Genomic DNA, 12261 nt, shown 5'->3' on the forward strand with positions numbered 1-12261 from the left:
ATATTTTAAGCTCTGATGAAAACATGAACCGGCAGATTTTTGACTGCCTTGTCTGGGCAGCTTACCTGACAGACTGGAAGGGACCGGCGGAAGGGGAACAGCCTTCCGGGTACATTGTGATTCTCGGAGACAAAACCATTACAGAAAATTTTCGTTGTGACCATGGAATTGCTGCCCAGACAATTCTTCTTGGTGCAAGGGAGATTGGGTTAGGAGGATGTATGCTTGCTGCCATAAATCATAAAAAGCTTCGTCCTCTTCTCAATGTAGGGGATGAACTTGAGGTTCTTCTTGTCATTGCACTTGGCAGACCTGCTGAAAGGGTGTGCCTTGAAGATGTCGGTGTTGATGGCAGCATCCGTTACTGGCGTGACAGCGATGGGGTTCACCATGTTCCTAAGCGTTCCCTTGATGAAATGATTGTCTCGGTTCATTAAATCGTGAACAATAAAGGACAAAGTAATGAATATACAAGAAAACTATCTGCAAAGAATTCAATATGAGCTTGCTCATACACCAGCGGAGTATTTACCAGCATTATTAAATATAATTAATAGTTTCCGTAAAAGTATTTGTATCAACAGTGCTGCTGAAAGTTTTGTACTGGTTGGCAGGAGATGTTGCAAGGTCAGTATGAACCTATCAATAGCTTATGGGATGATATGGACAAGTGAGTGTGAATATTTATTACACGCCAGATTTTAAACGCAATATTCGTAAATTGATAAAAAAATACCCACATTTACAGCAAGATATAAGCAGTTTTATTGAACAATTGCAAGCGGGGAATTTATCGGGTTCTTTACCGTGGAAATGGATACAATTTTCCGTATTCGGGGGTGACTGGATGTCAGCCATGACCGTTTAATAAAGCATGTTGGTTATAGCGTTTATAAAGTTAGAATAAAAAATTCTGATAACAACAAAGGTAAACGTTCTGGCTATCGATTGATTTATTATGTGAAAAAGGGCGACGAGGTTATTTTGCTAACTCTTTATTCTAAATCTGAACAGGGTGATATTAGTTCACAAGAAGTTTGTGCTATTATTGATAAATGGAAACAAGGATAAAAAAGAACACGAATTTTGTATGTGTTGATATGAAAGGTAAATCAGTTTTTGAGAGTTTTTCTTGTAAATCCAGCCTGCCTTGACGTTCGCATTACGGATGAAGATGCCATGGCGGTTCCCATAGGTCTTTTTTATATCGGGGCATATCTTAAAAAAAATGGATTTGATGTTGATATTGTCAACCTTGCTCCTTTATCAGAGCCTGTCTCTTCTCTTATGAAACTTGTTGAAAAAGATAAGCCTGATATTGTGGCATTTTCAGTATTACATGCAAACCGGCACTGTGCAATGGAGTCTGCTTCTGCTGTAAAGAAACTAAATCCGGAAACCGTAACTGTGTTTGGAGGTCCTGGCGCTACCTTTTCCCCTTATCTTTTTTTAAAAGAGTGCCCAGCCCTTGATTATATAGTAAAAGGGGAGGGTGAAGAGACCTTTTTGGAACTTGTACGTTATCTCGATACTGCTTCAAATGAACAAAATGATGAACAAAATGATGAACAAAATAATGAACAAAATAGAGAGCACCGTGCAGAATATTCAATAAAGGGGCTTTTTTTCAGAAAGTCATTGCCTGATTCAACAATTGATGACTCTTTTCAAATGATTGAAACTTTATCAAGACCCTTGATCGCGGATCTGGACAATTTGCCCCATCCAGCCGAATTTTTTGACTTCCATCACCTTTCGCTTTCACGGGGATGTCCTGGGCAGTGCAATTTCTGTGGTTCCCCTGCTTTCTGGGGAAAGGGGCGGGTGAGGTTTCATTCTGTAAAATGGTTTGTGGATGAGATTGAACTTCTTGTCAAGCGTGGCAGAACCCATTTTTTTATATCTGATGATACCTTTACAATGAGCAAAAAAAGGGTTCTGGAGTTATGTCACGAGATTACTTCAAGAAAACTTTTCATCACCTGGCAGGCAATATCCAGAGTTGATTTTCTGGATAGTAAGATGCTTTATGAGATGCGCATGGCAGGGTGTATCCAGATAAGTTTTGGCGTGGAAAGCGGCTCTGAAAAAATACGTAAAACCCTTGGAAAACCATTTAAAAACGAAAAAATAATAAAGGCATTCAGGGATACCGCAGCTCATGGAATTATGCCAAGGGCATATTTTATCTACGGCTCTCCGGGAGAAACAAAAAAAACTATTAAGCAAAGCATTGATTTGATTGAAAAAATCAGACCACTTGCCATGATTTCTTATATACTTGTTCTGTTTCCGGGCACAGCACTCTATGATAAAGCTGTGGATAAGAAGATTGTGCCCTTAGACTCCTGGATAAAAAAATGTGAGGATATTCCCTGGTTTGAAGTTGATCCTCTTCTTGATTTCCATCAGGTAAAAGAGTTTGGTAAACGTCTCAGAAAGGGTTTTTATTCAAAGCTTCATCAATTTGTCAGGAAAATAGAGCTGCTTGATGATGAACGACTTTTTCCTTTTCATGCTGATTTTTTATCAAGACTTGCAATGACCTTCAGCCATGGAGAGTATGCAAATCACCCTGATGTGCTGCATCCGGAAAAAACCGCTGAATTTTTGTATGAAAAAGCTTTGGGTTATGCTCCTGATACACGGGCATTTCTTGGGCTTGCAATGCTCATGCAAAAAAGACGAGACTTTCCTGGCGCTGTTTCTTTGCTTAAAGATGGACTTGGATACTTTCATGATGACCGGAAGCTTAATATATGCATGGCAATAAGCCTCATGAATATGGGGCACTTCAGGGAGGCTCTCTCATATCTTGAACCTTTTGCAGGGTTTGAAGAGGTTATTCCATACATAAATGCCTGTCTTGAAAGGCTTTCGGTTTAACGGATTTGTGATGCCAAAATTATACGAATACTTCGGATTGATAGTGCTTTTCTACTCAAACGAACACGAACCGGTTCATGTTCATGGTAAATATCAAGGTATGGAAAATAAAGCAGAAATTATTATTGATAATGGCGATATTATCGGAATTCGATATCTTCCTGTAAGAGGTAAAAGGCCATTAAATGCTGTAAAATTTGGCATGTTTCATTTCCCGCTTTACACTTTCTCAAATGAAATCCCCATTTTTCAGGATTAGTCATCAAAAAAGTGTAAACTACTTTCATGGTCTTATGAAGGATGCCTAAAATTTAAAGATTTTAAACTTATTGTAGAATGCTTTACACAGGAGATAGTACAAAATATGGATCGATTACTTTGTTTTGCACAAAAAGTTCGAGATAAAAAAGATTTGTCAAAAAATCAAGAATATTTAGAAAAAGAAAAATTTATTGATGTCATTTTTGCTGAATATCTGGAATCCTACAAGTTATTGGTGGGATTTAGTGATGGAACGGAAAGAATAATCGACTTCAGCGATTTTTTAAAAACATCTTTGAACCCTCTAATTAGAAAATACCTTGATATCGTGAAATTCAAAAATTTTACAACTGAATATGGAGACTTATTTTGGGATGATTATGAGTTATGCTTTCCCGTGATTGATTTTATATGAAAGTCTCAGTAAGTGGCTGTTTTTAAAAGGACTTTCATCTCTTCGATTGTGGCGTGAATCCGCCATGTACGTTATATGAAGGAAATATTTAGTGGAAAAAGATGTTAAAGCTGCAAAAAATGGTTTTTCTATGATTGTAAGTGCTCCCATGATCAAAAGCATTTTAAGCAGGAAAATGCTTGTATCCCTGATAATGGGTTTTTCATGTGGTGTTCCTCTTCTTTTAACAATATCGGTTCTTCAGGCATGGATGAAGAGAGAAGGGGTTGACCTCTCGGTTATCGGTTTTTTTTCTCTTGTTGGTCTTCCCTATACCCTCAAGTTTTTATGGGCTCCCATTTTTGACCGATTTACTCTTCCCTTTCTGGGCAGAAGAAGGGGGTGGCTTATTGTTGCACAGCTCCTTTTGATGCTTTCCATTATTATGCTTGGATTCACAAATCCCGGCAAAGCGCCCTGGATGGTCGCCTTTGCAGCATTTCTTGTTACTTTTTTCAGTGCATCACAGGATATTGTGGTTGATGCTTACCGTCGGGAAGATTTAAGTGACGAAGAGCTTGGGCTTGGCTCTTCCATGTATATCTATGGGTATCGTGTCGGTATGCTTTTGGCATCAGGTGGAGGCTTGATTCTTGCTGATATAATCCCCTTTTCAGTTGTATATTTTCTCATGGCCGTCTCCATGATTCCAGGAGTTATAACGACCATTGTCACACCTGAGCCGCCACAGGTTACAGGCCAGCCTGTTAACCTTTACAGTGCTGTGATTGAGCCCTTAAAAGAGTATTTTTCCCGCAAGGGTGCCATTATGATCCTTCTTTTTATTCTCTTTTACAAGATAGGGGATACAATGGCATCTGCAATGACTACCCCATTTTACATGGATATAGGTTTTACCATGACTGAAATAGGAACAGTGGTAAAACTTTTTGGATTCTGGGCAACACTTGCGGGAACTTTTGGTGGCGGTATCCTGATGCTCAGGATGGGTATCAATATGAGCCTGTGGATTTTCGGAATACTTCAGGCAATATCCACAGCATGCTTTGCTCTTCTTGCAATGGCCGGCCACAGTGTCCCTTTGCTTTCCTGTGTCATAGCCTTTGAAAATATCTCAAGCGGAATGGGAACAGCAGCCTATGCAGCTTTTATGGCATCAATGACAGATCGGCGATTTACTGCAACACAATATGCTCTTTTGTCAAGCCTTATGGGAATTCCAAGGGTAATGGCATCTGCACCCACAGGTTTTTTTGCCAAAAATATGGGTTGGGAAGGCTTTTTTATTGTCTGTACCATAGCTGCTGTTCCAGGGCTCGTGTTGCTGTTTTTTATGCAGTCTGCCATTAACCGATAATATAGGGTAGAATCTCAATGAATATGATACCAGCAAATGATTATCAGATTGCCAACAGAATCTCAAAAGAGAAAAAAATGGCTGCACTCAGGGCAGAAGTTCTTGCCAAATCACCTGAAAAGGCACTTGATGCCATTCTTGATGCACCTTTGCCAGCCACATTTGTGCAGTCCTTTCCAGATCAGGATCTCCATTTTTTGATGCACTATATTGGAGAAGATGATTTTCTGCCAATTCTCTCACTTGCCACGTCACAACAGTGGGAATATATAATGGACGTTGAGGTATGGAATCGCGACAGGCTTGATATTGCATCACTTACTCGGGTTATGGAGCTTCTTTTTAAGGCTGATCCCCACCGTCTTCTGCGATGGACCATTACTGAGAAAACTGAATTTCTGGAGTATTATCTTTTCAGAAACCTGGAGATAAGAGTAAGGGAGCATGATGAAGACCCATCTGATTTTGGAGATGGTTTTGAAACCATTGACTCTGTTATCTATTTCAGGTTTCCCAATATTGATGCTCAAAGAGAATTGGAGGCAGGTGGGGCACACAGAGATGGCTCTTTATGTGACTCAGAAGATTTAGATGCTTCTGTTATTGAAAATGGCATTGTTGAAGGTGCTATTGCAGATGAAGAGTCAGATTTTGATGCCGACGTAAAAAATGAAATAATAAATAGTGCTGAAGCTTCAGGAAGCCTGATTACAGATATGCTGAACACACTTGCAGATATGGACATTGGAGTGTTTCAGGCTCTTATGTTTGAAACTTCATCTGTTATTCCTGCTGAAACAGAAGAGGAGCAGTTTCGTTTAAAGAATATCCGCCTTGCAGAAAAAGGATTTTTGCCATACCATGAAGCTGTTGCCATTTACCAGCCTGTTGACCCTGATTCTTTGAAGCCACGTCCCTCATTCTATCTTGAAAATAATTTATATGCAGGCGATCTTCCCCTGCCTCCAGTATTTCCTTTTACTATATCAGAAAGAAAAAATATATTTGCGGCATCCCTTTCACTAATTAATATTGATACCTTTGTAATTTTGCAATCGGAGTTTGCTTTTCTTGTAAATTCATTTATTTCAACAGAAAAAAATCCTGCTCGCTCAATCAGCGACATTAAAAAATGTGTGGAGAGTTGCTGCTCTTTCTTAAGCCTTGGACTTGAAGTGCTTCACTTAAGAAATATTGCAGGTGTTCAAGAAACTCTTAATTCAAAAGAGAAATATATAGATGAACGTGATTGTTCTGATTTAAAAAACAGTTCAGATATGCAGCCTCTTACTCCTGAATCCGCTTCAGACCTTATTCTTAAATATGCGTTGAAGGATATCTTCAGGGTGGGTTCTGGTGAAGGGTTGAAATTAAAGCAAAAATTACAGAACTGGTATTCCAGAAGCTGGGTGGCTGCCAAAAAATTGAAGCTTACCTTTCTTGATGAAAAATGGATGGGCATTGCTGGAGGATTGCTTCTAAAGAGACCTCTCTATTTTGATAACTATGAAACAGGTGTACTCTACAGGCCGTTTGCATCCATTGAAGATATCCGGAAAACCGCCCGTGAGGTAAATTTCATGGTATCAATGGACGCTATTATGGCAAGTGTTGAGCCAGAGTATGAGTATCTTGATAGGCCTTACGTTACCTGGAAAGCTGTTATTCTGACGATGTGGGCAAATCAACGTATGTCAGAAGATGCAGATGTCATTGACAGTGATTTGCCTGAAAAATCTTTTTTTATCCCTCTGGGTCGTTTTAAACGTTTTTTTGAGCAGATATTTGCTGATTTGAGTGGAGGAGATGCCTCGTTTGAGGAAGAGAGAGTTAAGAAAAAGATATCTTCTGTTGTACGGCAGGATTTCGTTGCATGGCTTTCAAGCTATGGTGACATTGCAGTTAACTTGGGATTTATTGATGATCTGTTTGATGAACTTGAAGATGAGTATGGCCGTGTGGAATCAGATGACATTGATGGGGATCTGGTTACCCACTTTATCATTGATAAGATTGCTGCATTTGATGCGCTATAGTTTTTTTGTTCTTGCCTTTTGTGTTTTTTGGGCAAGAGAATCGGGCATCATTTGTATTAGAAAGTCACCACAACATAGTGATATATCATGACTTTCATGCATCTTTGTGATGCCCTCAAAATCATGAGGATTTATAGGAAAGTCTCGGTAACAGCTTGTTTTTAAAACGACTTTCATCCCTTCGATTGTGGCGGTGATCCGCCATGTACGTTATAGATTGCCGGGTGTTAAAGATTGAACTCCATGCCGCATGCCACACCAAAACAGTCAATGGCATTGCCTTTTTTCTGGGCGATATTCCGGCAGTTTGACACCAGAACATCCATTTCGTCATCTGTTCGTTCCTGATTTATGTGAAAAAGGCCAAGGCGTTTTACGCCGGCATTCATTGCAAGCTCAAGGACATCTGTATAGGCGGAGTGTCCCCATCCTTTTTTGTCAGGGTACTCTTCTGGAGTGTACTCCATATCATGGAACAGCAGATCAGCATCTTTGCAGAAATCTGTATATTCGGCAATGCTTTTGCTACCTGGATGGCTGAATGTGATCTCGTTATCTGTCAGGAATACAAAGATTTTGCCATTTTCAGAAAAGCGGTAGCCAAGTCCACCTCCCGGATGGCTCAAAGGAATGGTTGAAATATCAAGGGAGCCGATGGAAAAATTCGATGATGCGTTCTCATTATATATAACCTTTGCCTGCATCTGCTGCATTGTAACGGGAAACAGTGGGGGGTTCATGATGTTGGCAAGGATCTCTTTTACAGAGACCATGGAAAATTTACTGTTGTTGATGCTAAGAGTTACATTTTTTGATTGAAGGGGTTTGAAAAAAGGAAAACCGGCAATATGATCCCAATGGGTATGGGTGAAGAGCATGTGGTAGTGCGACCCGCTGTTGGATGGCAGTACAAGCCCAAGTTTACGCAGACCGGTCCCAGAATCGAGAATAATCGTTTCCCCGCTTTTTGCACGAATCTGAATACAGGTTGTTTCCCCGCCATATCTGTTATACTCTTTGCCTGCAACGGCAATGGATCCCCTGGATCCCCAGCATTTAATATACATGCCATGTCCTTATACGGTCATACTTCATATCATCCCTGAAATACTTTACATTTGTTTGATGGCTATTCCCGACAAATGGCAGCATTATTCCGGAAAGTTTAAACCTGGAAATGAAGGATGTCCTTGTATGTTAGAATTCCATGAAGATGTTTCATTTATCTGGCTACCACATCAACGGTTGATAGTCCATAAAAAAATGAATCAACCATATGTTGACATTCCTGTTTTATTGTCTTAGGAAAGTTATTGTTCAACGTAAACCACGTCTAATAAGGAGATATCAAAAAGAATGGCACAGTTAATTTCAGATAGAAGAGATGTTGATTTTGTTCTGCATGAGCAGTTTGGGCTTGTTGATCATGATAAATTTGCCGAGTTCAATAAAAAGACCGTTGATCTGATTGTTTCCGAGGCAAGAAATCTTGCAATAAAAGAGATTCTGCCCACTCAGAAACCAGGGGATGAAGAGGGTTGTGTTCTTGAAAACGGAGTTGTAAAGGTACCTGAATGCTTTAAAAGAGCGTGGGAACTTTACAAAGAGGGCGAATGGCTTGCAATGACAGATGACCCAGAGGTTGGAGGACAGGGTATGCCCAAGATGGTTGGCATTGCTGCAAGTGAGTACCTTGTAGGGGCTAACTCCGCTTTTATGCTTTACAGTGCCATGACCCACGGGGCTGCAAAACTTGTTGAAGCTTTTGGGACTGAAGAGCAAAAAGCCCTTTACATGAAAAAGATGTTTTCCGGCGAATGGGGCGGAACCATGCTTTTAACAGAACCCGAGGCAGGTTCTGATGTGGGAGCATTGACCACAAGTGCAACACTCAATGATGATGGAACATATTCCATTACAGGCAGCAAGATTTTTATATCAGCAGGGGAACATGATCTGTGCGAAAATATAATACATCCTGTGCTTGCCCGTATTGAAGGCTCTCCTGAAGGAACAAAGGGGATTTCCCTTTTTCTTGTACCCAAATACCTTGTGAATGAAGATGGCTCATTGGGAGATTTCAATAATGTTGTATGCACCGGTATTGAAGAGAAAATGGGGATACACGGTAATGCAACATGCACACTTTCCCTTGGAGAAAAGGGAAAATCAATAGGAACTCTTCTTGGAGAGATCAACAAGGGTATGCCCGAAATGTTTAAGATGATGAATGAAGCAAGGGCATTTGTAGGGCTTCAGGGATTTGGTGTTGCCACAGCATCTTATATGTATTCCCTTGATTATGCACGCACAAGGATTCAGGGACGACACATGGTAAAAGGCCGCGAACCGGGAGCTAAAAGTGTGCCCATTATACAGCATCCTGACGTGAGAAGGCAGCTTCTCAATATGAAAGCCATGGTTGATGGCATGAGAAGCCTTCTTTATCTCAACGGAAAATGCTCTGATCTTATGGTTACTGCTGAAAGTGATGAAGAGAGGGAAAAATACAGCGATCTTGTTGAGGTGCTTACCCCCATTGTAAAGGGATATGTCACTGACAAGGCACTTGAAGTTTGCAGTCATGGTATCCAGATTTATGGTGGATATGGATATATTAAGGAGTTTCCTGTTGAGCAACTCATGAGGGATTCCAGAATCTTCATGATATATGAGGGAACAAACGGTATTCAGGCTATGGATCTTCTTGGACGTAAGCTCTCAATGAAAAAAGGCAGATCCTTTGGCTACTTTATCGAATGGATGGAAAAAACCATACAGGAGTCAAAATCTGTTGAAGGAATTGAAAATATAACTGCCTCGGTTGAGAGTGCAAAGGAAAAATTTGTATCAACGGCAAAGATTCTGGGAGATCGTGCAAGATCTGCTGATGTTATGAATGCCTTTTCTTTTGCACATCCATTCCTTGAAGTTACAGGTGATGTCACAATGGCATGGATGCTCTTATGGCGTGCCATGGTGGCAGCTCCAAAACTTGTGAAAAAAGCAGGCAGCTTGGAAAGTTCGGTTGTTGCTGAAAAGGCAGGAAAAAACAAAGATGTTGCATTTTATGCAGGTCAGATAAGAACAGCAGAATTCTTTATAAATACACTTCTGCCTTCAGCACTTGCAAAGATGGATGCAATAGTGGCAGGGGACAGAGCCGTTGAGGAGATGCCGGAAGCCTCTTTTGGTTCAAAATAACTGCATTGTCAGAGCTTGGTAATTTTGGTAAGAATGCCTCTTCTTGTGATTTGGGAAGGGGCATTTTTATCTGTCACTTTCGTATGGGTACCAGTCTGATTGCCTAAGGTTTGGAACCTTGAGTATGGCAATTTCACAGTTTGATGTATTAAAAACAATCTTCCTTCCGATCTCTCCTCCCACATCTTCTGATATGATTTTAATATTTAATCTGTTTAAAATATTGCGGGCAGCATTGATGTTCCTTGTGCCGATATTATGTTGTGACAGTTCAGGATTATAGGCTCCACCAAAAATCTGGGCAACAAGATGTCTGTTTTTTGAGCCGGAAGATTTCATCATCCTTACCAGGGCAAGGGTTGCAACATTACCATATCTTGCTGTGGGGTCATCGCTTTTAAGAGCTTCAGGAAACTGAAAGTGGTTCATACCTCCAATTTTTTGCTTTTTGTCAAAAATGCAAACAGAGACTGATGAACCAAGTACAGTTGAAATGGCAACTGGTTTCTCAGCCATATATATAAAACCCGGTCGCAGCAGATAGTCCTGGGGTAGTGGTTTGTTGGTGGCATTGTTCATGGGATGTATATTGTCAAATTTTATAGTATTCCAGATAATTAAATTGATAATGGAAAGGTCTAACTATCTGTTATCTGGATTAATTTTTTTGACCAAAAAATAAAGTAATTTTCTGGAAAGCTATAATATTAAAATAGCAACTTTAGTCACTGATTTCTTTTTTGAGTTTGGTTTTATATGAAAGTCCCCGTATTTCAAGGTTTTTTTCAGGGATTTCATGCTTCGTTGTGGCAAGATGGTTTTGCCATGGCCGTTATAATCACATAGGGGCATCCTTCATATTACCTCGAAAGTACTTTACACTTTGAAGATGATATTCCCTTAAAAATGGGGTTATCTTTCTGAAAAGTGTAAAGATGTGAATGAAGTCTGCCCACATCGGAATTATTATTATATTGAATATACAATTTCAAGTTATTAATGATAATTACACACTCTTGTATATAAATATTGCATCATACCGTTATCATGTGTTAAAAAATTGGATTATATTATTTGGAATTATTAATCTGAAATCGGCATCCTCTATTGTCTGATTTTTTACAAGGTTGTCAGTTTATGACACTATTTTCCATAGGTGATACTCTTGTCCGGAATCTCTGATATCAAAATTGGATATCTGGAAATTCTTGACCATTTAGTGGTTGAAATCGGGAGAGCCGGAAATAAACAGTCTGAATCAGGGGCCTGCCCCGATGGTGTGGATACTGTTATCATGGGTAGCTGGGCTGCGCTTACACATGCACTTTGCGAAGGTGACATACAGGGCGCTTTTATTCCCCTGCCCGAAGCTATGTCACTATTCAGTAACGGCCTTGATATAAAAATATTGTTGCTGGATTGTCGCCCTGGTACTTTTGTTGTGGCCAACCGTGCAGCAGGTGTTGCCAGGCTCAGTGATTTTAAGGGCAAGAGTGTTCTTTTACCAGGTATTCTCTCTGTGTATTATCTGCTGTTTCACAGATTGATGGGCTCGGCTGGTTTGAGAACCGGAATTGAAAATCAGGCTACTTGTGATGTCTTTATTGAAGTTGTGCCGTCATTTATGATACCGGAGATGATAAGTTGTGACATTGATGGTGATATAGCAGGATGCATGGTTGAAGAGCCTTTTGCATCAAGGATCATATATGAAGGTTATGGCAAAAAGATCTGCCATTCCAGGAGTCTGTGGCCTGATCATCCACACACTGCCTTAGTAATGCATGATCATGTGATAGATAACCATCGATCTTCAGTGCTGGAATTTGTCAGGTGGATTGCGGAATCAAACAGTGCTGTTTACAGACAATCCCCTGATTTAAAGTTTTACCTTGAAAATATGCCGGATCAGAAACGCTCCATGATGGAGAAAATATCTACCTCCGCGTTCTCTTCAAAACCTTTCTCCCTGGTACCGGATATTCATCTCCTTGAAATTATAAATGATTTTATGGTGAAAGAGATGGGTTTGCTCAACAGCATTATTCGCATGGATGATTTTGTTGACATACAGTTTGCTGTTGAGGCAGGAGCATGAACTA

12 protein-coding genes are annotated in these 12261 nt (G+C 40.1%); 10 read left to right on the forward strand and 2 right to left on the reverse strand.

Going from position 1 to position 12261, the window contains the following annotated elements; all coding sequences use genetic code 11:
* From MTBBW1_RS12580 to MTBBW1_RS12610, 8 genes are all read left to right on the forward strand, one after another.
* Window positions 1-437, forward strand: a 437-nt coding sequence (locus tag MTBBW1_RS12580; RefSeq protein ID WP_080804123.1) for a nitroreductase family protein, incomplete at its 5' end; no start/stop codon positions are given.
* 25 nt (window positions 438-462) lie between these two features.
* A complete protein-coding gene (locus tag MTBBW1_RS28375; protein ID WP_186441259.1) occupies window positions 463-705 on the forward strand; it encodes a hypothetical protein in 243 nt (80 codons plus the stop codon).
* A 162-nt stretch (window positions 706-867) separates the two neighbouring features.
* Window positions 868-1071, forward strand: a complete 204-nt coding sequence (locus tag MTBBW1_RS30355) for a type II toxin-antitoxin system RelE/ParE family toxin (RefSeq protein ID WP_425430010.1) — start codon at window positions 868-870, stop codon at window positions 1069-1071.
* A 48-nt stretch (window positions 1072-1119) separates the two neighbouring features.
* A complete protein-coding gene (locus MTBBW1_RS12590) occupies window positions 1120-2886 on the forward strand; it encodes a B12-binding domain-containing radical SAM protein (protein ID WP_080804124.1) in 1767 nt (588 codons plus the stop codon).
* A gap of 10 nt (window positions 2887-2896) precedes the next feature.
* Window positions 2897-3145: a DUF4160 domain-containing protein gene (locus tag MTBBW1_RS12595; RefSeq protein ID WP_080804125.1), complete on the forward strand. Its 249-nt coding sequence runs from the start codon at window positions 2897-2899 to the stop codon at window positions 3143-3145.
* A gap of 105 nt (window positions 3146-3250) precedes the next feature.
* Window positions 3251-3562 carry a DUF2442 domain-containing protein gene (locus MTBBW1_RS12600; RefSeq protein ID WP_080804126.1) on the forward strand — a complete coding sequence of 104 codons (312 nt, stop codon included), beginning with the start codon at window positions 3251-3253 and terminating at the stop codon, window positions 3560-3562.
* Between the two features lie 91 nt (window positions 3563-3653).
* Window positions 3654-4919, forward strand: a complete 1266-nt coding sequence (locus tag MTBBW1_RS12605; RefSeq protein WP_245809367.1) for an AmpG family muropeptide MFS transporter — start codon at window positions 3654-3656, stop codon at window positions 4917-4919.
* Between the two features lie 17 nt (window positions 4920-4936).
* A complete protein-coding gene (locus MTBBW1_RS12610; RefSeq protein WP_080804127.1) occupies window positions 4937-6955 on the forward strand; it encodes a DUF6178 family protein in 2019 nt (672 codons plus the stop codon).
* Window positions 6956-7182: 227 nt separating this feature from the next.
* Here MTBBW1_RS12610 and MTBBW1_RS12620 read toward each other — a convergent pair whose 3' ends face one another.
* Window positions 7183-8022, reverse strand: coding sequence for an MBL fold metallo-hydrolase (locus MTBBW1_RS12620; protein WP_080804129.1), 840 nt, complete (start codon window positions 8020-8022; stop codon window positions 7183-7185).
* A 289-nt stretch (window positions 8023-8311) separates the two neighbouring features.
* Here MTBBW1_RS12620 and MTBBW1_RS12630 point away from each other — a divergent pair, with 289 nt between their 5' ends.
* Window positions 8312-10159 (forward strand): acyl-CoA dehydrogenase C-terminal domain-containing protein, encoded by a 1848-nt coding sequence (locus tag MTBBW1_RS12630; RefSeq protein ID WP_080804131.1) that lies wholly within the window; start codon window positions 8312-8314, stop codon window positions 10157-10159.
* Between the two features lie 66 nt (window positions 10160-10225).
* Here MTBBW1_RS12630 and MTBBW1_RS12635 read toward each other — a convergent pair whose 3' ends face one another.
* Window positions 10226-10675: a chemotaxis protein CheD gene (locus tag MTBBW1_RS12635; RefSeq protein WP_245809368.1), complete on the reverse strand. Its 450-nt coding sequence runs from the start codon at window positions 10673-10675 to the stop codon at window positions 10226-10228.
* 649 nt (window positions 10676-11324) lie between these two features.
* On the opposite strand from MTBBW1_RS12635, the gene MTBBW1_RS12640 reads away from it, so the two are divergent.
* Entirely contained in the window at window positions 11325-12257 is a 933-nt protein-coding gene (locus tag MTBBW1_RS12640; RefSeq protein ID WP_186441246.1) for an ABC transporter substrate-binding protein, read from the forward strand.
* Window positions 12258-12261: the final 4 nt, after the last annotated feature.

Origin of the sequence: Desulfamplus magnetovallimortis (assembly GCF_900170035.1) — a bacterium.
In the GTDB taxonomy this organism is placed as follows: domain Bacteria; phylum Desulfobacterota; class Desulfobacteria; order Desulfobacterales; family Desulfobacteraceae; genus Desulfamplus; species Desulfamplus magnetovallimortis.

Coding starts and splice junctions, on each gene's coding strand:
- MTBBW1_RS28375 (WP_186441259.1), top strand. CDS start 463: ATGAATATACAAGAAAACTATCTGCAAAGAATTCAATATGAGCTTGCT.
- MTBBW1_RS12595 (WP_080804125.1), top strand. CDS start 2,897: ATGCCAAAATTATACGAATACTTCGGATTGATAGTGCTTTTCTACTCA.
- MTBBW1_RS12600 (WP_080804126.1), top strand. CDS start 3,251: ATGGATCGATTACTTTGTTTTGCACAAAAAGTTCGAGATAAAAAAGAT.
- MTBBW1_RS12610 (WP_080804127.1), top strand. CDS start 4,937: ATGAATATGATACCAGCAAATGATTATCAGATTGCCAACAGAATCTCA.
- MTBBW1_RS12620 (WP_080804129.1), bottom strand. CDS start 8,022: ATGTATATTAAATGCTGGGGATCCAGGGGATCCATTGCCGTTGCAGGC.
- MTBBW1_RS12630 (WP_080804131.1), top strand. CDS start 8,312: ATGGCACAGTTAATTTCAGATAGAAGAGATGTTGATTTTGTTCTGCAT.
- MTBBW1_RS12635 (WP_245809368.1), bottom strand. CDS start 10,675: ATGGCTGAGAAACCAGTTGCCATTTCAACTGTACTTGGTTCATCAGTC.